Consider the following 20,190-nt stretch of genomic DNA (forward strand, 5'->3'; position numbering starts at 1 on the left):
GAAGTTATAGATGGGGACTCATTTTTGCCCACAAGTGGGGCAAAGATTCTGTTTCTTTGTTAAAAATTCGCTATAATTATGATAAAATTATGAAAAGAGCATCATCATGTCTGTTCCAGTCAATCAACAGAGTTTGCCTGAAGCCCACCGTAGTATTAAAATCCCTACTGACAAAGGGTTCTGGCGTAAAATGCTTGCTTATGCGGGTCCTGGATATCTCGTCTGTGTGGGATATATGGACCCTGGTAACTGGGCAACAGACATCGCTGGAGGGGCTAGATTTGGCTATACGCTGCTGAGTGTGATCTTACTCTCGAATCTGATGGCGGTCCTATTACAATCGCTTTGTGTGCGCTTAGGGGTAGCAACAGGACGGGATTTAGCCCAGGCCTGTCGAGACTATTTCCCCTCTCGTATTAATTTTATCCTGTGGGTGCTGTGTGAAATTGCTATTGCAGCTTGTGACTTGGCAGAATTATTAGGAAGTGCGATCGCCTTACAACTTCTTTTCGGTATTCCTTTGCTTTGGGGAGTTTGTATAACTGCCTCAGATGTCATGGTTTTATTGCTATTGCAAGGGAAAGGGTTCCGCTATGTGGAAGCGTTAATAATTACCTTAGTCGGAACAGTTGGAATCTGTTTTTTTGCGGAAATTATCTTTTCTCAACCAAATATAACCGCAATTTTAGGGGGTTATTTACCTACTTCAGAGGTGTTGAGAAACCAAGAAATGCTCTACATTGCGATCGGTATTTTAGGGGCGACGGTGATGCCTCATAATCTTTATTTACATTCTGCTATTGTACAAACTCGTGCTTGGCAACCAACCTCGGAAAAACGGTGGGAAGCCATTAAATTTGGCACCATTGATTCAACGATCGCTCTTTCTTTTGCCTTATTTATTAACTCAGCAATTTTAATAGTTGCGGCGGCTACATTTCATTTTACTGGTTATCATGATGTTGCTGAAATTCAAGATGCTTACAGATTACTTACTCCCTTATTAGGGGTAAGTGCGGCCAGTGTAATCTTTGGTTTAGCCTTGTTAGCATCTGGACAAAGTTCTACATTGACGGCGACTTTAGCTGGACAAATTGTCATGGAAGGCTTTCTTCAGTTTCGTTTACCTCCTTGGTTACGTCGTTTAGTCACGAGATTATTGGCCATTATTCCTGCTTTAATTGCTATTATTTTTTTTGGTGAAAGAAGTACGGGAACTTTACTTATTTTTAGTCAAGTAGTGCTAAGTTTACAGTTATCTTTTGCTGTGATTCCTTTAATTATGTTTACCAGTAACCGTCGCCTGATGGGAGAATTTGTTAATCCTACTTGGTTAAAAGTTTTGTCAAGTGCAGTCGCTATAATTATTGTTGGTTTAAATACTTGGTTGCTTTTACAAACATTCCTCGGCTGGTTTAACCTATAATTTAAAACGCATTTAAAATGCGTTTTACCAAGACAAAAGGGAAGAAGTATCAACAATTATCTTTTTTGCCACAAGGTTTAATAGAGGATTTCATCAACATTTTCAGCGTAGTTAGTAATGATTTTACTCTGATTATCATCCTTAATAATATAGTTAGAATCAGGTTCAGCATTATCAATCTAGATAATTAATGAAGTCACTTAAGATTGATTTTAGTCAATCTCAGGACAAAAATTAGGAGCAGATTATAGGGGTCAACGGCCGTTAACCCCGTCAAGAGTTATTGTCCTTGATACTTCCGAATCAACTGAAGTTCAATATCAGCACTCTCTAAGAGTTCCTTCACCACATCATCAGTCAACATTCCTGCTACTTGGATAATGGTAGCAATACCACCTGTCCAACCTGTTTGGTGACTCGCGCCAATACCAGTTCCATTGTCCCCATGAAAATACTCATAAAATAGGATCAAATCTTTCCAGTAGGGATCATTTTGGAATTTCTCAGCAGTCCCATTTATAGGACGCTTACCATTGCCATCCTTGAGGAAAAGGCGAGTCAGTCGTTGAGCTAGTTCCCGCGATACTTCAAATAAGGTCATATAGTTTCCTGAACCTGTGGGACATTCTACCTTGAACTGATCACCATAAAAGGCATAAAGTCGCCGTAACGCAGCCACGAATAACATATTAACAGGCATCCAAACAGGGCCGCGCCAGTTAGAGTTACCCCCAAACATGCCCGTATTAGAGTCTCCTGGTACATAATCTACTCGAAATTCTTCCCCCCCATGATGAAAGACAAAGGGATGATCCGCATGATAACGGGAAAGAGAACGAATACCATAAGGACTGAAAAACTCGTTTTCATCAAGCATCCGTGCCAACACCTTACGCAGTTTATCTTCAGTAAACACTGATAGCATATAGCGACCGGCTGCCCCTTGTTTATCAGGGATGTGTATATTCTCAATCAAATCAGTATGACGACTCCAAAAAGCCTCAGCCCGCTTATAGAAATTGGGTAATTTGGCGATATCATCCCCATTAAAAATAGCTACAGCCGCTAGAGGCAATAATCCCACCAACGATCGCACTTTCAGACGCATAGCTGTTCCATCAGGAAACTTTAATACATCGTAGAAGAACCCGTCTTCTTCATCCCACATTTCATCTTGGTTTTCACCAATGCGGTCCATCGCCCCGGCAATCCACATGGTATGCTCAAAAAACTTACTGACAAACTCCTCATAGAGAGGGTCATCGAGGGCAAGTTCTACAGCAATGCGTAACATCTGTTGACTGAAAAAGACCATCCAGGCTGTTCCGTCTGCTTGTTCTAAACTTCCTCCTGTGGGTAAGGGCGCACTACGATCAAAGACTCCAATATTGTCCAGTCCTAAAAAGCCCCCTTCAAAAGCGTTGTTACCGTCGCTGTCTTTGCGGTTCACCCACCAGGTAAAATTAACTAATAATTTAGAAAAGGCATACTTGAGGAAATTTAGATCTCCTTTACCCCCATTGCGGGCCTTATCCATCAAATAAATTTGCATGGTAGCATAGGCATGAACGGGGGGGTTCACATCGCCAAAATTCCACTCATAAGCCGGAATTTGACCATTCGGGTGTAAATAGTCGTTGCGTAACATCAAGTCTAACTGTTCTTTGGCAAACTCGGAGTCAACGATCCCCAAGGGTAACATATGAAAAGCGAGATCCCAAGCGGCAAACCAGGGATATTCCCATTTGTCGGGCATGGAAATAATGTCATCACTGTACATATGGAACCATTCACCGTTGCGAATCTTTTTGCGTTGTTCTGGCCCCAATAATGGGTTAATATTATGTTCTTCTAACCATTTATCTACATCATAGTAGAAATATTGTTTTGTCCACAACATCCCCGCTAAAGCTTGACGCATCACATTGACGCGATCGCTATCAGATTTAATAGCTGGAGGGGTAACAGAATCATAGAAAGCATCAGCTTCTTGTAAACGACTCTGAAACTTTGTCTCAAAGGTAGCAAAAGGTTCACCGATTTCGCTAGGGGCTTTTTTGGTCAGACGTAAACAGATCACCTCAGTTGCGCCAGCTTCTACAGTTAAGTGATAATGGGGAGAGCATTTTGTCCCTGTTTGATTGTAATTTATTCCTTCGCGTTGTCCATTAACAATGTAGTTATTGATGCCATCTTTGACGTACTTAGTGGGATTTGGCACACCGAACAAACGGGAATTATTGGTTTCATTATCAGTGAATAATAGGGGAACGGTTCGGTCACAATAGAGATAATAATCACTCAGTAATTTTTGGAATAAGTGATCAGTATGATGAGTTTGGATCACCCTATCTTCTACTTTTTGTATTATGGGTTTAGAACCACCATCGGCCCAAGACCAAGTATTACGGAACCACAAAGTAGGCAATACATCAATTTCTGCTGCTTCTGGCCCTCGATTAGCAACACTAATTTTAATTAAGATATCTTCTGTATCGTCCTTAGCATATTCCAGAAAGACATCAAAATAACGATTGTCGTCAAAAATACCTGTGTCGAGTAATTCGTACTCTAACTCATGCTTGCTACGTTGTTGATTAGTTTTGATTAAATCTTCATAAGGATACTCTGCTTGGGGATATTTGTACAAATACTTCATGTAGGAATGAGTCGGGGTACTGTCAAGATAAAAGTAATATTCTTTGACATCTTCTCCATGATTTCCTTCACTATTTGTTAACCCAAATAATCTTTCTTTGAGAATAGGATCTTTCCCATTCCATAAAGCTAAGGCAAAACAAAGAACTTGATGATCATCACTAATACCTCCTAGTCCATCTTCTCCCCAACGGTAAGCACGCGATCGCGCTTGATCATGAGAGAAATAATTCCAAGCATTGCCATCATCACTATAATCTTCTCGTACCGTCCCCCATTGTCTCTCGCTTAAGTAAGGGCCCCATTTTTTCCAAGGCAAATCATCACCAACTGACTGAAGACGTTTTTGTTCTGCGCTCATACAATTGAATCTTAATTTTGAAGGAAACTAGTTTCTAAGCCAGAATTTTATCCCCTAAATTCGCCCTAAGGACTATTTTCAAAGATTAATTTTATAATCCCAATTTTCTAGGAATAGCTGATGATTATTAACGGATTTAAGCACGTTTTTTGGGCAAATTAGGGGTTTGCTTTGGTGGAGATGTTCCTCTTGATGAAGCATTATCATATAATTGCTGACGACCATTACGAATAACGGTTAACATCTCACCTAGTTCATCTTCTAAACGAGTCAGAACCCGCTCAGCATATTCATTAGCCCCTTCCTCAAGTTTTTGACATTCGGCTAAACTTTGTTGACGTAATTGTTGTATTTCATTGGTTGTTATTTGACGCAGTTGTTCAACTTCTCCAATAGTTTGAGACTGAATAGTCTCACAGTCATGTTGTACTTGTTGTCGTAGTTGGTTCGCTTCTCGTTGTGCTTGTTGAATAATTCCTGACTCATCTAAAATCTGGGCCGCCTCTTGTTGAGCAGATTGAATAATACGCTGTGCATAACCTTCAGCTTCGGACAAGATTTCTTGTTCTTGTTCCAAAACCGCCAGAGCTTTTCTAATGGCTTCAGGAATTCTATCCCCAATAATCTCTAGTTGATCGAGTAACTTTCCTTCATCCACTATCGTCCATTGAGTTAGAGGAATATGAAAACTATCATAAATAATTTCTTGTAAACGAGCTAACTCTTGTTGAATATCAAAATCAACCCCTCGGCCCTGGGTCATTCCTTGTTGATTGTTAGCTGATTTATTGGGGCTAGAGGAATTTCGGCGTACCATAGACATCAATTTAGTCGATAATAAACAGTATAGATCGCTGGTGAGTTAACTGTAATATAGATAAATATCTTTAGCCACATTTTCTGGGACTAAATGAGAAATTGGGCCGCCAAACTGGGCGATTTCCTTGACGGTACTGCTACTTAAGAAACTATATTCTTTATTGGTGGCTAAAAACACGGTTTCTATCTCTTGTGAGAGAGTTTTATTAGTATGGGCCATCTGAAGTTCTTTCTCGAAGTCGGATAAGACCCGTAATCCTCTAAGCAAAACTCCAGCATTATGTAATTTAGCATAGTCTATCGTTAATCCGGTAAAACTATCAACTTCAATGTTTTTCCACTTTTGGGTACATTCTCGAATTTGTTCGACTCGTTTTTCGAGGGTAAATAAGGGCTTTTTATTGGGGTTACATAATACTGCTACAATAACTCGTTCAAATAAAGTCACCCCTCTTTCAATGATATCAAGATGACCGAGGGTAATAGGATCAAAACTACCAGGATAAACTGCAATCACAATGTTGAGGAGTCACTAAGGTTTACTTGCCGTATTATATGACTATATTTTCGTATAACGTTTACGATACTTGTAAAATTTGCTAATTTTGCATAAATTAGGACTTACGCAAGGACACTAAAAGTAGGATGTGTTCCCAACGCATCCCACTATCTATGGCGTATTTAACTATTTTTTGCGTAAGTCCTATAAATGTAGGTTGGGTTGAAGCATAGTGAAACTCAAGAAAACCCCTCTGATTTCTATCTTAAATGTCTGATTTCTATCTTAAATGGAGCAAGCCGTAGTGAGATGCGTTGGGAACACATCCTACCTATACAATCGGGTAGGGTGGGTTAGACGCGGCTATGCTTTTATTGAAAAACCAATAAATTTTAAGGCGCGTCATAACCCACCATCTTAAGTATTGTAGCTCCGACCAAAAAATCAAATTACAGCAAGTGCTTTGACCTTTGCAATCTTATCGGAACTCAATCCTTCTAATTCTCCAAGCTCTAACCAATGTTCTTTCACTAATTGAGCAAAGACAAAAATTAACATCGAACTACGAAAATCATATTTACCATCCAGGTCATGTCTTCTTGCACTAAGAAAATCATGTAGTTTCCATAGTTCATCTGGATTTGTCGCTCCTTGCGCTTGTCGTTGTACCTCTGCCATCATTGAAGCAACTTCTCGACGATAAGCTATATCAAAAGCAGTCTGGGCAATTTTTTCTTCTCTGGGCGACCATTGAGTTTCTGTAAGGGGCATAGTCAACATTAATAGTTTTTTAAATTGTGAGAGAAGGTTACATTCCTTCATATAAGTAAAAATTATAATGAATATTTGGTTCCAGTAACTAGGGCATTTACTCAGAATCCCTCAGCCAACAGAGGGCTTTAACCTCATCTAATCCTTATATAGCCTGGGTTTTAACCCGGTGAGATTAATTATTTAAAATTTGTTAAGTTTTTGCTGGGTGTAGAAATTTGATCTAGTTTGAGGTAGTTGGAACCAAGGAATGTCAGGAAAGGCGTGATGTTCTTCATGATATGAGCCAAAATGATAACAGGTGAGTAATGACCAGCAATTGCCTAAAAAATTACTGGGTTGCTTCCGGTTTTGCCATGAATTTTCTTGGCCATGAGGTAAATATGTCCCAAAAAAGAAAAGCTGAACTGAACTCAAGACCAAAGGAACCAGGAAGAAGATAAATAAATTTAAGTAAGCAACATTAAACCAAGCATGAACAGAGACAGAAAATAGAGTAATCTTCCCTATAAATTTAAAAAATTCGGCAAGAGAAAAGTAACCTCGTAGGAATTTATAATACCAAAAAATCGGGTGAGAATGGACTCCATCATGAAAGTCAGGGTCGCCAATTTGTGCCGGGTTTAAATGATGTTTTCTATGATTTTTTTGACACTTTTCATAGGACAAAGAAGCATAGAGATTAACCGCTAATTGACCGATTCTCCTATTTAAAACCAGATTGTTACGAACAAGATTGCCATGGATGGCATCATGAGCCAAAATAAATAAGCCTGTATGTAGAAAAGAGCGACATCCTATTCTTATGGCGATCGCACTCAAACTCATTTTACTCAGGGGAAAAGCCATGAAGTAAAGACCACTGGTCAGCCATAATATAAGAATTGCGATCGCTAAATATAGACCCAAATATGATGCGTGTTTTTGTAATACCATAATTTCCTTGTTCGGAGGATTAATATATCCAAAAAGAGCGTCCCCTATGAGGACGCTCTCATTTGCTGTTAGTCGCAAAATTTAGAGATATTTCTGTTAAATTGTTGAGAAAAAACTCTATTTACGAACTAAGTTTAAAAGTTCTTTAGCAGATGCCAATAAATCAACGGCAACAAAGAATATTTTGCCATCAGGATTTAACAGAAAACGCCAAGAAATATTCATCCCCACATTTGCACCAAACCAAGGAGTCTGACAAGTTCCTGTTACCTTAATTTGCACGAAATCATCATTAGCTGGTTCAATAACACCCCGTTCAGGTACGAGTTTAAGATTTTGACATTCTTCTCGGAAGAAACGCAGTACAGATTCTTTGCCAACAATAGGACGTTGGAAAGGAGGTTGAATCGCACCATCTTCTGCAAATAATTGAATCAGAGCATCAAAATCATTAGCATTAAGATTGCTCATGTATTGAATAATTGTGGGATTATCAACACCTTCAATTGATACTTTTTGACGTTCAGAAATTTGTGTGGGGACAACAACGGGTTCTGATACACGCTGATAACCCTCAATTTTTTTCGGGTCATAACCCATGTCTACTACGGCATTTCTCAAAACGGTGATTTGCTGTCCACCTTCAAGACTAGAAATTGTTGCAAGAATAGCAGAAGCATTAGCAGAAAGTTGATAACCTGAAGGAATCGGAGCAACAAAACCTTCTTCCATCCATTCACCTAGACGATACCAAAAGCCTAGTTTAATGTTGGGAGACCAAACTGCATAAAGACGGTTAATGGGGGTATCGATCCGGTTTGCTAGATCGCACATGGTTTGAGATTGTTCTACGAACGACATCCCTTTGATCTGTGCTAAGGTTGATTCAGCAAACTGAAGATTAGCTGCACCAGGAGCGGCAACGGTAATGGTTTTTCCCATCTCTAAGTAAGCAAACCAAATTAAGGCCAGTTGATCTTCGGCACTGAGTTGGACGAAACGGGCAGTTGTTGCTGGAACGACATCTGCCGCAAGGGTATTTGAAAAAATATTACGTGCTGTATCAATTGTATATGGCATAAAGTCCCTATTATGATCCTTAGTTTGAAATGAGAAAAGGCTTTTCTTAAAATCCGAGCCTTATCACTACACAAATCTTAACATATTTAGTGACCATTCCCAAAATCAGGCAAAAGTAAATACAATATTACCTAATATTATGGGTTTTATTAATTTTATTTATAACCCCAATAATTGTGCGATCGCGGGTAAAATTCTATTACATTCTTCTATTAATTTTGTGGCAGTGGGTACAGCAAGAACGATTCTTTTGAGTGCCTTTGCAGAACTTTTTGCTAACTTTTTCAGGTTACTATCTTCTACATTTAAGATAACGATATAATGGGATGAATAAAAGTTGTTTATTAATACAGGAAAAGGAACAGTTAGAAAATATGGATTTATTATAGTGTTTTAAGTTGTCGTAGGGGCGGGTTTTTGCCAAAATCTTTGATTCTCACCAGTATGTTAAATAAACCCGCCCTGACACCATAATCATACCGTAGGGGCGGGTTTTTGCCAAAATCTTTGATTCTCACCAGTATGTTAAATAAACCCGCCCTGACACCATAATCATACCGTAGGGGTCAACGGCCGTTGACCCCTACATTTGATATTAATTACGAACAATTAGGGCAATATAAGATTAAGTGAAGCTCCTGAACTTCCGTAGGGGCCTAACACTGTTAAGCCTTTACGTCAACTCCTAAAAATAAGTTTATTTTTTGCAATAAACTGTTACATTATAAAGCAGTTCATTTTTCATTTAAGGGCATAAGCCATTAGGATGCGCTAGAATCCCATGAGCAATCCATCCTCATCTACTCAACCGACCGACCCAAACGCAACAGAAACCCCATCTACCGAACCTAAACCCAGTTACGTCAAACTAGCCATGCGTAACATGGTAAGTAAGAAAGGCATCTCCCTGAAACACTTTTTCTTAACAACAGCAGGTTTATTAGGGTTTTTGGTTGGCATTTCCTATTTAACCCGTTAAAATGTGGCTGTAATGCTATCCTCTGAAACTTCCACCGTGATATTTGACCTCAATGTTCAAGAGGTATTTACCCTAGATATCGCCCCTGAATCCCAGGAGTGGAAAATTTCCGCCGAAACTTGGCAGAAATGGTTTCAAACTTGGTTAGAATCATTATTAAACCATCTTCCACCCGCTCCATCCTATGAGTTAAGCTTACGATTAACTGGAGATGAAGAAATACAGGCATTTAACGCCCAATATCGGCAAAAAAATCAACCTACCGATGTATTAGCTTTTGCTGCCCTAGAAGTAGATGTTCCCAACCCCTTAGATACCTCAGAACCTTTATACTTAGGGGATATAGTCATTTCTCTAGAAACGGCCCACCGACAAGCCGAACAACAAAGCCATACTTTAACCATAGAACTCGCTTGGTTAGCGGCTCACGGCTTACTTCATCTTCTCGGTTGGGATCATCTTGATGATGAAACTCTAGAAGAAATGCTAGGAGAACAAGAAACTTTGTTACAAAATATTCATGTATACAGCAACAGTTGTCAAAATACTGTTCAATTTGAACAGAATTCCTAAGAAAAATTAACTATTGTGTCATCAAAACATTAAATTATGAAAGCCCCTTTAACAATGACTCAAGCTTCTGTGAATATGCCCTCCACTGCTTTATTTCCCCCTAGTTCTGCCTTCAGAACCAATAACCGACTCTCTGAAACCCCTATCCCCACCTCAGAATTAACATTAGATAATAGACGTTACCCCGCTTGGCAGATAGCACCTAACCTATTAGTAAGTTTTAAGTATGCCTGGGCGGGGATTTCTTATGCCTTCCTGACACAACGAAATTTCCGAATTCATACCATTATGACAGCTACAGCCATTAGTTTAGGGCTATTTTTACAAGTTAATGGAGTTTCCATGGCTATTGTCTCCCTAACCTGTGCTTTAGTCATGGTTTTAGAATTATTAAATACGGCATTAGAATCAGTAGTTGACTTAGCCGTTGGTCAGTCTTACCATGAATTAGCTAAAATTGCTAAAGACTGTGCTGCTGGAGCCGTAATGATATCCGCGATCGCGGCTTTATTAGTAGGAGGGTTTATCTTATGTCCTCCCTTAGTAGCGTTAGCTTTTGCCCTATAAGTTTCAAGGTTTGCTTAACCATCCCCAAGGAGATCAGCATTGATTCTGGTTATTGATAATTACGACAGTTTTACATACAATTTAGTGCAGTATTTAGGAGAATTAGGCACTGAATTAAAAGTTGCCTCAGAGATTCAAGTCTATCGTAATGATCAGCTTGATATTGATAAAATTCTCTATTTGAAACCCGATGGGGTAGTTATTTCACCAGGCCCTGGCCGTCCCGAAGATGCCGGGATTTCTTTAAGCTTAATTGAACAATTAGGTTCCAATTTACCCATTTTAGGGGTTTGTTTAGGGCATCAAAGTATTGGTCAAGTATACGGCGGAAAAGTTGTCTCGGCCCCGATTTTAATGCACGGCAAAACCTCACCTATTTATCACAATAATACCGGAGTTTTTGCTAATTTAGATAATCCTTTTCAGGCGACTCGCTATCATAGTTTAGTGGTGGAAAGAGAGACTATTCCTGATGTATTAGAGATTACTGCTTGGGTTGAAGATGGAACTATTATGGGTCTACAACATAGGGACTATCCCCATATTCAAGGGGTACAATTTCACCCAGAAAGTATCTTAACCCCATCAGGGAAACAGCTATTACGCAACTTTTTGATATCTTTATAAAAGTACAGCCTCCGGCGGGTTGATCTAGTTTTCTTGTGAGAATCATTGATTTATGGAAAAAACCCAGGGCGGGTTAAGAAAAACCCGCCCCTACTACGAATTTTATGTAATTAATTTTATCTACCTAATTAACAGCAATTATCATTTTGGAAATAATTGCTTATAATGATTTATAGGACTTTTGGAGAGAACTAGATGCTAGAAATCAACAAAAATTATGTATTAGATAAAAATCAAAAAGCTATTGCAGTTCAGATTCCTATTGCTGAATTTGAAAAAATAGAAGAAATTCTTGAAGATTATGGACTAGGGAAACTTATTGAAGAAGTTGAAAATGACGAAACTCTCTCTAAACAAGAAGCATTAAAATATTTAAAATTAATCAAAAATAATAATGTGGAAAGTTGAATACACTAAGAGATTTTTAAAAGAGTTAGCCTCCTTGCCAATAGAAGTATAAAATTAGAGTTGGAGATTATAGAATTGGCTTAACTATTGATAAAATTAATTGAACTATTATATGTCAACGAGTTGCCCATCGTCGAGAAATTTATTAGATTTTTCCTTAACTGATATAGTTTATGAGCATTGTGGGGCATACTGTGAGTAGGGGCATAATATATTATACCCCTACTCTCTAAGCTGATAAACAAAGGAGCAATACCTTTTCAAGTGTACTGAATGAGGATAGGCAGATGATTGAAATGAAAGTGGCTGGTATTGCCTTAGATGCGGTTAACCGCAGTCCCATCGTTTTACTCAAAGATGGTTCTGATCGCCGCGCTTTACCCATTTATATTGGGCAAGATCAAGCTAAGTCCATTATTGGGGCCTTAGAAAATCAACAACCCCCTCGCCCTTTAACCCACGATCTCATTGCTAATTTCTTTCAAGTGTGGGGCATGGAATTAGACCGTATTATCATCCATTCTCTCCAAGATAATACATTTTATGCGGTTTTGTGTCTCCATCAAGGGGAAATCAAAAAAGAAATTGACTGTCGTCCTAGTGATGCGATCGCCATTGCCCTACGCACAAATAGTCCTATTTGGGTGATGGAAGAAGTTATTGCTCATGCTTCCATTCCTGTTGATAGAGATGCGGATGAAGAGGAACGTCAGGCCTTCCGAGAGTTTGTGGAAAATCTACGGCCAGAAGATTTAATTCAACGTCGGGGGTTTCAAACAGATAATGAGCAACAATAACTAGACTAATGCGCTATAGACGCTTTGGCAAAACTAATTTATCTCTCTCAGTCTTGTCTGTGGGAACCATGCGTTGTTTGGACTCAAGGGAAATTTTTCAACAAACTTTACAACAGGCGATCGTGTTTGGTATTAATCATATTGAAACTGCCAGAGGGTATGGTCAAAGTGAACGTTATTTAGGGATGGTATTTGAGCAAAGCAAAGCCATTGTTAGATCGCAAGTTTATATCACTACTAAGTTACCTCCTACTCCTGATGCCGATCAGATGAAAAAATGGATTAATGAGTCTTTAGAGCGATTACAAGTCGATTATATCGATTGTTTGGCTATTCATGGTATTAATACTTGGGAACATCTTCAGTGGATTACAGATTCTAATGGCTGTTTAAATGCGTTGCAAGAGGCGTTAAATGATGGTCGCGTCCTCCACTTAGGATTTTCCACTCACGGCAGCTTAGAATTGATTTTAGCGGCAATAGAGACAGATTTATTTGAGTTTGTTAACCTTCATTATTATTACTTTTTTCAACGTCATGAAAGGGCGATCGCGTTAGCGCATGAGAAAGATATGGGGGTGTTTATTATCTCTCCTGCTGATAAAGGGGGTCGTCTTTATACTCCTTCTGATACTCTTAAAGCTTTGTGTTCTCCTTTTTCTCCTTTAGAATTAACTTATCGGTTTTTATTGAGCGATCGCCGTATTACTACTTTAAGCATGGGGCCTGCTAACCCTAAAGAATTAGAGGCTATGATATTATTAAGGGATCAAGATGAACCTTTAACTGCTCAAGAAGTTAGTGTATTTAAAGGTTTAGAAACTCATTTAGATCAGGCATTGGGCACTGATCAATGCCGTCAATGTTATGAGTGTCTTCCTTGTCCTGAAAATATCAATATTCCTGAAATTTTACGGTTACGAAATCTAGCGGTTGCTTATGATATGACAGGGTTTGGTCAATATCGTTATAGAATGTTAGAAAATGCGGGTCATTGGTTCCCTGGAAATAAAGGCAACCGTTGTACTGAGTGTGGAGACTGTTTACCTCGTTGTCCCGAAAAATTAGAAATTCCTACACTATTAAAAGATACTCATCAACGTTTAAATGGTTCTCCTCGTCGTCGTTTATGGGAATAAGTTGGGAATTATGAATTATGAATTATGAATTATGAATTATGAATTATGAATTATGAATTATGAATTATGAATTATGAATTATGAATTATGAATTATGAATTAGACTATAGTGTTTTTGTGATAAATATCAACAATTGTTGCACAGGCATCTTGCCTGTGACAATAATGAAGTATGAATTAAAATGTAGTTTTTTCATTTAAGATATGAGTAGTAATGTAGGCTTCCAGCATGCACAGGCAAGATGCCTGTTCCACATTTATATCTAATGTTAAAATGCTATATTTACTTATTTATTTAACTTTTTTTTTACCCATTCTCGAACTATTTTTCTAATTATACGCCTTCCCAATGGTAAATTATCTTTAATTATTTGAGGTATGTCTTGAATAGATAACTGAGGAAAAATAGAACTATTTGTTACCTCTATATATAGGTTTTCTTGTAGATGATAAATTTTCAGTTCTCCAGAATCATAACACCAAATTTCAGGGACACCTAAACGCGCATAAATAGGAAAACGATCTAAAGATTTACTCGTCAAATCAATTTCTAAGGCTAGATCTGGCGGCGGATCTTGATTAAGATCGAAGCTTAACTTACCTCTAATTATACTTTCATTTTGAAAATAAAAACAACTATCAGGTTCAACTCCTGCTAATTTACTTTCTCGTTTCCAAGTAGTTACGCCATAACATTCATAATTAATATCGAGTTCATCAGCAATGTCTTTAATAATATCACTAATAACATCTTCATAATAACCATGTTCAGGTAAAGGAGTCATGATTTCTAGTGTACCTTGGTCATAAGCAACTCTTACCGCACGATTTTCGCCTAAATTATCTAAAATATTAGTAAATTGTAGCCAATTTAGGTTATGTAAAACCACATGATCAGATTTTAAAATAGTAGCAACCATAAGCTATAAATTACTTATCAATTTATTTTTTACTTAAATCATATTATATACCAATAAAAAATTTTCGTAAGTTGGGTTGAGGAACGAAACCCAACACTGGGGTTTTGTTGTTTTTCATTATCGTTCAAACCAACCTACATTGATCTGTATTTCCTGTTTAGTTATTTTAATATCGTACTCGCGGATCAAGAAATCCATAAGTCAGATCAGCCAGTAAATTAAATATAACAATTAATATACCATAAATAAAAGTAATTGCCATCACAACTGGAGTATCACTGCGATAAATTGATTCAATTAATAATGCCCCAATTCCGGGTACTCTAAACACTTGTTCTGTAACTAATGCACCCGTAAAAATTGTAGGAATGTCTAAAGCAATTAAAGTAACAACCGGAATCATAGCATTACGAATAATGTGATCTTTTAAAATAGCAAAACGAGTTAATCCTTTAGCATATGCAGTACGCACATAATCATTGGTTAATTCATCTAAAATAGCTGATCTAATAAACCTCATTAAGACAGCCGCTTGATATAAAGCTAAGACACAAACAGGCATAATTGATTGTTTAATTTGTTCTATGAAGGTTTCCCAATTTGTAATTTGTAAGGTACTATTGTAAATAAAGGGAAACCAATTTAATTGGACACTAAAAATAACAATAAATAGTAATCCTGTTAAAAATGTGGGTAATGAAAAGCCCATAAATGAAAAAGTAGTAATTAATTGATCTAGCCAAGAATAGCGTTTAATGGCAGAAATTATGCCCAAAGGAAAGGCAATTAAAACACTTAAGATATAGGCAGTTCCCACTACCCAAAGGGTGGTAGGTAGTCGTTGTAAGATGAGATCTAAAACAGGACTACGACTATTAAAAGAATAGCCTAAATCTCCTCTAATAAAGGCAAAAAACCATTTAATATAACGAATATAAATGGGTTGATCTAAGCCTAAGTTTTTACGTATATTTTCTCTGATTTCTTCAGTAATAGCAGGGTTAGAGGCAAATTCGCCTAACGGGTCGCCTGGGGCTAATGCTAATATGGTAAAGAGGACGATACTAATAGCGATTAGGGTGGGAATAGCTGTTAAAATACGTTTGATTAGGTATTGAGTCATTGTTAGTTATCCCACATATCATCTAGAATTTCTTTAATTTTATTTTATTGTTCTGATCTTTCAAATCGGATACTTTATCATCTATTCTTTGAATTTCAATAGGTGTCTTTACACTTATTTCTTCAACTGTGAAAAAACCAGCTAAAGGTGCTAAACCAAATCCTGCAACTGTGAATATAGCAGCTAATCCTAAACCAATCAACTGATTACGTTCTTGTATATTTTGTAGAATTTCAGCCCACAAAGTTTCATACTCTTTTAAAGTAATTTCTATTGCTTTATCTATATCTAATGATTTAATAAATTTCCGATTGTTTAATTGTTCAGATAATCTTTTATATACGCATTCTACTTTTTGTGATTTATGTTTATTTAGTATATTAAATTGTTTTTTTCTGGTTTCATTGACAATATTGCAAAGTTCTACTTCTCCTATATAGTTTAACCATTTTTCTATATTTCCTTGACGTATATGATTAAATGCAGTATCGTTATTTTTTTGATCTTTACATAATTCAATTAATCTGTCAACAGAATAAGCAGATAAATCATCTTTAAAGTGAAACGGTTCTTTCATGTGTCTTTACCTCCATCCTTAAAAATTATAATAGATCATTATACAGTTGATAGCAAAATTTTGAGAAATAATATCAACGAATAAAAGTAATTGAGCAAATTCCTAAAGGTACAATGGGATCAAACTCTTTATGATCTGAAGTAATTAATAAACCATTGAGAAGTTTAGTTAACGCTAAAGCAAAACAATCAGCTAAAGATACACGGCGAATTGTTGCTTTATATTGAGCGACTAATTGCCAAAAATACAAATCAATATCATCTCGAAAAATAACACATGCTTCTTGTAATTCATTAAGCATTTCATCAGCTTTTTGTTTATTATTACTTCTCATTACATCATAATAAACCTCACATAAATTAATAACATGAATATAACAAGTGTAAGCGTCATTAATCAAATAATTTTCAACTAAATTTGACCCTGGTTCATTTCTTAAGAAAGCAATAACCGCACAAGCATCTAGAATAACTATCATAAATTTCGCTTTTCCCAGTCAATTTCAGATTGTTTTTCTTCAATAAAGACATCAGTAGGTGTTAAAGAATTAGCGTATTTTCCCCTAAGAGAACGAATAAATTGTTTTTTCTCAGTAGAAGAAACTGATTTTATCAGTAATTGTTCAACAAAATTAGCAATCTCATTCAATTTATCTTCCGGTAATTGTTGTAAATTTTTATTAATCGTTTCTATTATTTGTTGATTATTCATAAGTTTATTTCCATAAAATGATGGGTTACAAAAGTGTATCACATTTTATCGATTTTGTCAAATCATGCAGTTTTAGTCTTAACAAAAATATACAAAAAATACTCTTGTTTATCTTACTTTATAGGTCAACTTTTAGATTTTTGGGCAAAAGACGATCTCGTTAACAACGAGACTATCAATGTTTGAGGGGTGTTAAGGAAGCTTTTTGTAAAATTAGTTATAGAACCCCATTGTGAAATTCTTACCTTAGTCTAACAAATCCCGAAAAATCGTGCAATTGACCCCTATAATTAATAATCTTTCTCAACTATATTTTAAGTTTTGTAACAAATTAAGAATTATGAATTAGGAAAATTAAAAGTTAAATGGATATTACTAAAAGTTTTACTTATGAATCCTTATTTTTAAGAAGCTTACTATACCAATTATGCAAAAGATAATAAATAATAAGTAATTTAATGATTTTATGGGGTTAATCAATATTTTTTTGTCTTTATTATTTAATTTTAAGCAATCTATTATGAGGGAAACAATATGCTATAATGAGCTAAGATTAGTACCTATTATTGTCCAAAATAATTGAGATAGAAGTATCTTGATTATGATAGGGAAATAATGATCAAAGTTATTTTGGAAGTTATCTTGATGTCTTCTTTATCTGCCGATGCTAATTTCATTGATGTCATTCCCTTAGACAAAATTCAGTATAATGAACAGGGATTAGTTCCAGCGATCGCTCAAGATTATTTAGATGGCACTGTCTTAATGATGGCTTGGATGAATCAAGACTCTCTGCAAAAGACATTAGAAACGGGAGAAGCTTGGTATTGGAGTCGTTCCCGACAAGAATTATGGCACAAAGGGGCCACCTCTGGACATATTCAAAAGCTAAAAGCTATTCGTTATGATTGTGACAGCGATGCTTTATTAATCACTGTTGAACAAGTTGGAGATATTGCTTGTCATACAGGAGAAAGAAGCTGTTTTCATCAACTCGAAGATCATCAAAAAATTGCCCCTCCTGCTGATACTTTATCAGGGGTTTATGAGGTAATTTGTCAACGTCGAGATCATCCTGTTGAAGGTTCTTATACTCGTACATTATTAGCTGGAGGGGACAATAAAATTCTTAAGAAAATTGGGGAAGAAGCGGCTGAGGTTGTTATGGCTTGTAAAGATGATGAGAAAGACGCGATCGCTTCAGAAGTTGCTGACTTATTGTATCATACTTTAGTGGCTTTATCCTATCATCATGTAGATCTTAAAGATGTCTATCGAAAGTTACAAGAAAGAAGAAGATAAAAAGGTTAATATAATATTTAGGTGCTTAATAATATTAAGCCCTAAGATTTAAAGAGAGGATTTTGTGGCTAATCTAAATTAGATATAGTTTCGATAAAATTTGCTATATCTTTTTCTAAGTTCGGCAATAAATTTCTAGCTTTATCAAGATTAATTTTTAACTGTTCATATTCAATGGGGGTTCCGTAAGCATGACGAAAAAAGTGACGAAACCCTCGTAAACTATTTAAAAGTAAAAAGGTTTCTTGGGAGAGTAGACCAGGACGAATTCCAACAATATCTTGAGCCATTCTCTGTAATAAAGCACTATGCCATTTGGTCATTTCTGTAATATTATTTTCAAAATAAGTCGCAACAATTTTTAGTAAATCCTCAGTTGCATTATATAAATTATGAATTTGATATGCGACACTTTCTAAGCGAATTATATCATCTGAATTTAAGCCATTAGCTCGTTCATTCAATTTTTGTGATATACTTTGAATAAGTTTTAATTGTGCATTTAAATCAGTTTTTAAAATAATTAAGGTGTTTTTATCCATAAAATCCCTTTTTGGCGAATACGATCAGCAAAGTGACATTTATTAAGTTGAATAATATCAACTTCTCTCTGTAAATAGGCAGATAGCAAACTAATCGCTAAAAAATAATCTGTAGGGTTAATTCGTTCAACTCCTAAATCAACATCTGAATCTTGATAAAATTTTCCTGGACGGGTTACAGAACCAAAAATATATGCTTTTTCAATACCATAGTCTGAAGCAAATTGATTAAGCCATTGATAAGTTTTAGATAATAATAGCTGACGTTCTTCTTCTAATTTTACACGGCGATCATTTAAAATTTTATCAAGTTTGGCAGTTGAAAAAGAGTTAGTCATTGTCGCCTAAAATAGTAATTAAGTACACAAAATATAGCAATTCTCATACTCGTGAGGTATTACTGTAAAGGCATGTCTTGTTCTGTAGACTTTCCATTAACTGGGCCTAGTTGTTGACGCACATCATCGATGGCATTATTAAGTTGAGCAATCTTATCCTCTAAGCGACGACGGGCCATTTCTATACTTGCTTCCGTTTCTAATTCACCTGTCTTAGAAGACTTAAGAAAAGGTGTATTTTCTTCATTTTCTTCATTTTTTTGACGTGAGGCAACCACTGCAGCCATAACTCCCCCAACTACTCCTCCCACAAGAGTTCCGAGTAAAAATCCGCCTGTAAACCCATCCCGTTGACTCATAATAATTAATCCTTATCTAATTAATGTTAAGTTCCGAAAGCGCGATCGCCTGCATCTCCTAATCCTGGAACAATATATCCTTTGGCATTAAGCCCTTCATCAATGATAGCGGTATAGATAGTCAAATGAGGATATTCTTGACTTAATTTTTGCAAAGCTCGAGGAGCGGCTACAATAGAAATAATCCTCATTAAAGCCGGATCTGCTCCTCTTTGAGTAATTTCTGCCATTGCTCTGATAATGGAAGCACCTGTTGCTAACATTGGTTCTAAGATGATAACTCTAGTTTCAGGGTCAAATTTTTCTGGTAATTTATTGAGATAACAACTAACTTCTAAGGTTTCCTCATCTCGAACTAAACCTAAATGATAAATTGAGGCTAAAGGTAATAAAGTTTGGGCCCCATCTAATAATGCTAACCCTGCCCTTACAATTGGAACAATAGCGATAGGAATTTCGGGATTAATAAAAGTCGCCGACGTTTCAGTTAAAGGGGTTTGAACGGTGGTGTCTAGGGTAGAGAACCAATAACGACTCCCTTCATAGGTTAACCAACGTCCTAATTCCGTCATAGCGGTTTTAAATAGCACTGTTGGGGTGTTCTTATCACGAACGATCCCTAACCAATGTTTAATCAACGGATGATCCGGAACATAGACACGCAATTGTATACTCATA

Annotated in this window: 25 protein-coding genes and 1 pseudogene; 11 read left to right on the plus strand and 15 right to left on the minus strand. The window is 36.6% G+C overall.

Annotation, left to right across the window (positions count from 1 at the left end; translation table 11 throughout):
- Nucleotides 1–106 precede the first annotated feature (106 nt).
- The gene (locus tag AsFPU1_RS07950; RefSeq protein ID WP_124974962.1) at nucleotides 107–1,426 is read left to right on the plus strand and encodes an Nramp family divalent metal transporter; all 1,320 of its coding nucleotides are present in this window, start codon (nucleotides 107–109) and stop codon (nucleotides 1,424–1,426) included.
- Nucleotides 1,427–1,706: 280 nt separating this feature from the next.
- Here the strand turns inward: AsFPU1_RS07950 and AsFPU1_RS07955 are convergent, their stop codons facing one another.
- The 6 genes from AsFPU1_RS07955 to AsFPU1_RS07980 all read right to left on the minus strand — a co-directional run bounded on the left by AsFPU1_RS07955 (nucleotide 1,707) and on the right by AsFPU1_RS07980 (nucleotide 8,550).
- On the minus strand, nucleotides 1,707–4,445 hold the full coding sequence (locus tag AsFPU1_RS07955) for an MGH1-like glycoside hydrolase domain-containing protein (protein WP_124974964.1): 2,739 nt from the start codon (nucleotides 4,443–4,445) through the stop codon (nucleotides 1,707–1,709).
- A 136-nt stretch (nucleotides 4,446–4,581) separates the two neighbouring features.
- Nucleotides 4,582–5,262 carry a hypothetical protein gene (locus AsFPU1_RS07960; protein WP_172957502.1) on the minus strand — a complete coding sequence of 227 codons (681 nt, stop codon included), beginning with the start codon at nucleotides 5,260–5,262 and terminating at the stop codon, nucleotides 4,582–4,584.
- A gap of 45 nt (nucleotides 5,263–5,307) precedes the next feature.
- Nucleotides 5,308–5,781: a pantetheine-phosphate adenylyltransferase gene (gene coaD / locus AsFPU1_RS07965; RefSeq protein ID WP_124974968.1), complete on the minus strand. Its 474-nt coding sequence runs from the start codon at nucleotides 5,779–5,781 to the stop codon at nucleotides 5,308–5,310.
- Between the two features lie 426 nt (nucleotides 5,782–6,207).
- The gene (frp, locus tag AsFPU1_RS07970; RefSeq protein ID WP_124974970.1) at nucleotides 6,208–6,543 is read right to left on the minus strand and encodes a fluorescence recovery protein; all 336 of its coding nucleotides are present in this window, start codon (nucleotides 6,541–6,543) and stop codon (nucleotides 6,208–6,210) included.
- A gap of 174 nt (nucleotides 6,544–6,717) precedes the next feature.
- On the minus strand, nucleotides 6,718–7,470 hold the full coding sequence (locus tag AsFPU1_RS07975; RefSeq protein ID WP_124974972.1) for a fatty acid desaturase: 753 nt from the start codon (nucleotides 7,468–7,470) through the stop codon (nucleotides 6,718–6,720).
- Nucleotides 7,471–7,587: 117 nt separating this feature from the next.
- A complete protein-coding gene (locus tag AsFPU1_RS07980) occupies nucleotides 7,588–8,550 on the minus strand; it encodes an orange carotenoid-binding protein (protein ID WP_124974974.1) in 963 nt (320 codons plus the stop codon).
- Between the two features lie 139 nt (nucleotides 8,551–8,689).
- Here AsFPU1_RS07980 and AsFPU1_RS07985 point away from each other — a divergent pair, with 139 nt between their 5' ends.
- From AsFPU1_RS07985 to AsFPU1_RS08020, 9 genes and pseudogenes are all read left to right on the plus strand, one after another.
- Nucleotides 8,690–8,872 carry a hypothetical protein gene (locus AsFPU1_RS07985; protein WP_124974976.1) on the plus strand — a complete coding sequence of 61 codons (183 nt, stop codon included), beginning with the start codon at nucleotides 8,690–8,692 and terminating at the stop codon, nucleotides 8,870–8,872.
- A 459-nt stretch (nucleotides 8,873–9,331) separates the two neighbouring features.
- Entirely contained in the window at nucleotides 9,332–9,529 is a 198-nt protein-coding gene (locus tag AsFPU1_RS07990; protein WP_124974978.1) for a DUF3285 domain-containing protein, read from the plus strand.
- Between the two features lie 12 nt (nucleotides 9,530–9,541).
- A complete protein-coding gene (gene ybeY / locus AsFPU1_RS07995; RefSeq protein ID WP_124974980.1) occupies nucleotides 9,542–10,102 on the plus strand; it encodes an rRNA maturation RNase YbeY in 561 nt (186 codons plus the stop codon).
- Between the two features lie 36 nt (nucleotides 10,103–10,138).
- Nucleotides 10,139–10,669 carry a diacylglycerol kinase gene (locus tag AsFPU1_RS08000; RefSeq protein ID WP_124974982.1) on the plus strand — a complete coding sequence of 177 codons (531 nt, stop codon included), beginning with the start codon at nucleotides 10,139–10,141 and terminating at the stop codon, nucleotides 10,667–10,669.
- A 39-nt stretch (nucleotides 10,670–10,708) separates the two neighbouring features.
- The gene (locus tag AsFPU1_RS08005; protein ID WP_124974984.1) at nucleotides 10,709–11,296 is read left to right on the plus strand and encodes an anthranilate synthase component II; all 588 of its coding nucleotides are present in this window, start codon (nucleotides 10,709–10,711) and stop codon (nucleotides 11,294–11,296) included.
- A gap of 195 nt (nucleotides 11,297–11,491) precedes the next feature.
- The gene (locus tag AsFPU1_RS08010; RefSeq protein ID WP_124974986.1) at nucleotides 11,492–11,704 is read left to right on the plus strand and encodes a RelB antitoxin-like protein; all 213 of its coding nucleotides are present in this window, start codon (nucleotides 11,492–11,494) and stop codon (nucleotides 11,702–11,704) included.
- Nucleotides 11,691–11,805, plus strand: a pseudogene (locus tag AsFPU1_RS23515) (type II toxin-antitoxin system RelE family toxin); the annotation flags it as partial. The gene AsFPU1_RS08010 and the pseudogene AsFPU1_RS23515, both read left to right, overlap by 14 nt.
- Before the next feature lie 186 nt (nucleotides 11,806–11,991).
- Nucleotides 11,992–12,501, plus strand: a complete 510-nt coding sequence (locus tag AsFPU1_RS08015; RefSeq protein ID WP_124974988.1) for a bifunctional nuclease family protein — start codon at nucleotides 11,992–11,994, stop codon at nucleotides 12,499–12,501.
- 8 nt (nucleotides 12,502–12,509) lie between these two features.
- On the plus strand, nucleotides 12,510–13,640 hold the full coding sequence (locus tag AsFPU1_RS08020; protein WP_124974990.1) for an aldo/keto reductase: 1,131 nt from the start codon (nucleotides 12,510–12,512) through the stop codon (nucleotides 13,638–13,640).
- 287 nt (nucleotides 13,641–13,927) lie between these two features.
- On the opposite strand, the gene AsFPU1_RS08025 is transcribed toward AsFPU1_RS08020, so the two are convergent.
- From AsFPU1_RS08025 to AsFPU1_RS08045, 5 genes are all read right to left on the minus strand, one after another.
- Nucleotides 13,928–14,560, minus strand: a complete 633-nt coding sequence (locus AsFPU1_RS08025) for a Uma2 family endonuclease (protein WP_124974993.1) — start codon at nucleotides 14,558–14,560, stop codon at nucleotides 13,928–13,930.
- 166 nt (nucleotides 14,561–14,726) lie between these two features.
- Complete coding sequence (locus AsFPU1_RS08030) at nucleotides 14,727–15,683, minus strand: ABC transporter permease (RefSeq protein ID WP_124974995.1); 957 nt, start codon at nucleotides 15,681–15,683, stop codon at nucleotides 14,727–14,729.
- 22 nt (nucleotides 15,684–15,705) lie between these two features.
- Complete coding sequence (locus AsFPU1_RS08035; protein ID WP_124974997.1) at nucleotides 15,706–16,260, minus strand: hypothetical protein; 555 nt, start codon at nucleotides 16,258–16,260, stop codon at nucleotides 15,706–15,708.
- Nucleotides 16,261–16,333: 73 nt separating this feature from the next.
- Nucleotides 16,334–16,738, minus strand: a complete 405-nt coding sequence (locus AsFPU1_RS08040) for a PIN domain-containing protein (RefSeq protein WP_124974999.1) — start codon at nucleotides 16,736–16,738, stop codon at nucleotides 16,334–16,336.
- The gene (locus AsFPU1_RS08045) at nucleotides 16,735–16,971 is read right to left on the minus strand and encodes a DUF2281 domain-containing protein (RefSeq protein WP_124975001.1); all 237 of its coding nucleotides are present in this window, start codon (nucleotides 16,969–16,971) and stop codon (nucleotides 16,735–16,737) included. Before AsFPU1_RS08045 ends, AsFPU1_RS08040 begins: the two co-directional genes overlap by 4 nt.
- A gap of 645 nt (nucleotides 16,972–17,616) precedes the next feature.
- On the opposite strand from AsFPU1_RS08045, the gene hisIE reads away from it, so the two are divergent.
- Nucleotides 17,617–18,273 carry a bifunctional phosphoribosyl-AMP cyclohydrolase/phosphoribosyl-ATP diphosphatase HisIE gene (gene hisIE / locus AsFPU1_RS08050; RefSeq protein WP_124975003.1) on the plus strand — a complete coding sequence of 219 codons (657 nt, stop codon included), beginning with the start codon at nucleotides 17,617–17,619 and terminating at the stop codon, nucleotides 18,271–18,273.
- A gap of 68 nt (nucleotides 18,274–18,341) precedes the next feature.
- Here the strand turns inward: hisIE and AsFPU1_RS08055 are convergent, their stop codons facing one another.
- Genes AsFPU1_RS08055 through upp form a run of 4 tightly spaced genes read right to left on the minus strand, consistent with a single transcriptional unit; the run spans nucleotide 18,342 to nucleotide 20,189 of the window.
- On the minus strand, nucleotides 18,342–18,815 hold the full coding sequence (locus AsFPU1_RS08055) for a ribonuclease toxin HepT-like protein (protein WP_124975005.1): 474 nt from the start codon (nucleotides 18,813–18,815) through the stop codon (nucleotides 18,342–18,344).
- Entirely contained in the window at nucleotides 18,797–19,153 is a 357-nt protein-coding gene (locus AsFPU1_RS08060; protein WP_124975007.1) for a nucleotidyltransferase family protein, read from the minus strand. Before AsFPU1_RS08060 ends, AsFPU1_RS08055 begins: the two co-directional genes overlap by 19 nt.
- A 59-nt stretch (nucleotides 19,154–19,212) precedes the next feature.
- Nucleotides 19,213–19,512, minus strand: coding sequence for a ssl2009 family thylakoid membrane protein (locus AsFPU1_RS08065; protein ID WP_124975010.1), 300 nt, complete (start codon nucleotides 19,510–19,512; stop codon nucleotides 19,213–19,215).
- Nucleotides 19,513–19,538: 26 nt separating this feature from the next.
- A complete protein-coding gene (gene upp / locus AsFPU1_RS08070) occupies nucleotides 19,539–20,189 on the minus strand; it encodes a uracil phosphoribosyltransferase (RefSeq protein WP_124975012.1) in 651 nt (216 codons plus the stop codon).
- Between the last annotated feature and the right edge of the window lies 1 nt (nucleotide 20,190).

Origin of the sequence: Aphanothece sacrum FPU1, from assembly GCF_003864295.1 — a bacterium.
GTDB classification, from domain to species: Bacteria; Cyanobacteriota; Cyanobacteriia; order Cyanobacteriales; family Microcystaceae; genus Aphanothece_B; species Aphanothece_B sacrum.

Coding starts and splice junctions, on each gene's coding strand:
- AsFPU1_RS07990 (WP_124974978.1), top strand. CDS start 9,332: ATGAGCAATCCATCCTCATCTACTCAACCGACCGACCCAAACGCAACA.
- AsFPU1_RS08065 (WP_124975010.1), bottom strand. CDS start 19,512: ATGAGTCAACGGGATGGGTTTACAGGCGGATTTTTACTCGGAACTCTT.
- AsFPU1_RS08035 (WP_124974997.1), bottom strand. CDS start 16,260: ATGAAAGAACCGTTTCACTTTAAAGATGATTTATCTGCTTATTCTGTT.
- AsFPU1_RS08025 (WP_124974993.1), bottom strand. CDS start 14,560: ATGGTTGCTACTATTTTAAAATCTGATCATGTGGTTTTACATAACCTA.
- AsFPU1_RS08045 (WP_124975001.1), bottom strand. CDS start 16,971: ATGAATAATCAACAAATAATAGAAACGATTAATAAAAATTTACAACAA.
- AsFPU1_RS07975 (WP_124974972.1), bottom strand. CDS start 7,470: ATGGTATTACAAAAACACGCATCATATTTGGGTCTATATTTAGCGATC.
- AsFPU1_RS08015 (WP_124974988.1), top strand. CDS start 11,992: ATGATTGAAATGAAAGTGGCTGGTATTGCCTTAGATGCGGTTAACCGC.
- ybeY (WP_124974980.1), top strand. CDS start 9,542: ATGCTATCCTCTGAAACTTCCACCGTGATATTTGACCTCAATGTTCAA.
- AsFPU1_RS08055 (WP_124975005.1), bottom strand. CDS start 18,815: ATGGATAAAAACACCTTAATTATTTTAAAAACTGATTTAAATGCACAA.
- AsFPU1_RS08030 (WP_124974995.1), bottom strand. CDS start 15,683: ATGACTCAATACCTAATCAAACGTATTTTAACAGCTATTCCCACCCTA.
- AsFPU1_RS08020 (WP_124974990.1), top strand. CDS start 12,510: ATGCGCTATAGACGCTTTGGCAAAACTAATTTATCTCTCTCAGTCTTG.
- AsFPU1_RS07950 (WP_124974962.1), top strand. CDS start 107: ATGTCTGTTCCAGTCAATCAACAGAGTTTGCCTGAAGCCCACCGTAGT.
- upp (WP_124975012.1), bottom strand. CDS start 20,189: ATGAGTATACAATTGCGTGTCTATGTTCCGGATCATCCGTTGATTAAA.
- AsFPU1_RS08010 (WP_124974986.1), top strand. CDS start 11,492: ATGCTAGAAATCAACAAAAATTATGTATTAGATAAAAATCAAAAAGCT.
- AsFPU1_RS08040 (WP_124974999.1), bottom strand. CDS start 16,738: ATGATAGTTATTCTAGATGCTTGTGCGGTTATTGCTTTCTTAAGAAAT.
- AsFPU1_RS08000 (WP_124974982.1), top strand. CDS start 10,139: ATGAAAGCCCCTTTAACAATGACTCAAGCTTCTGTGAATATGCCCTCC.
- frp (WP_124974970.1), bottom strand. CDS start 6,543: ATGTTGACTATGCCCCTTACAGAAACTCAATGGTCGCCCAGAGAAGAA.
- AsFPU1_RS07960 (WP_172957502.1), bottom strand. CDS start 5,262: ATGGTACGCCGAAATTCCTCTAGCCCCAATAAATCAGCTAACAATCAA.
- AsFPU1_RS08060 (WP_124975007.1), bottom strand. CDS start 19,153: ATGACTAACTCTTTTTCAACTGCCAAACTTGATAAAATTTTAAATGAT.
- hisIE (WP_124975003.1), top strand. CDS start 17,617: ATGTCTTCTTTATCTGCCGATGCTAATTTCATTGATGTCATTCCCTTA.
- AsFPU1_RS07980 (WP_124974974.1), bottom strand. CDS start 8,550: ATGCCATATACAATTGATACAGCACGTAATATTTTTTCAAATACCCTT.
- AsFPU1_RS07985 (WP_124974976.1), top strand. CDS start 8,690: ATGGGTTTTATTAATTTTATTTATAACCCCAATAATTGTGCGATCGCG.
- AsFPU1_RS07955 (WP_124974964.1), bottom strand. CDS start 4,445: ATGAGCGCAGAACAAAAACGTCTTCAGTCAGTTGGTGATGATTTGCCT.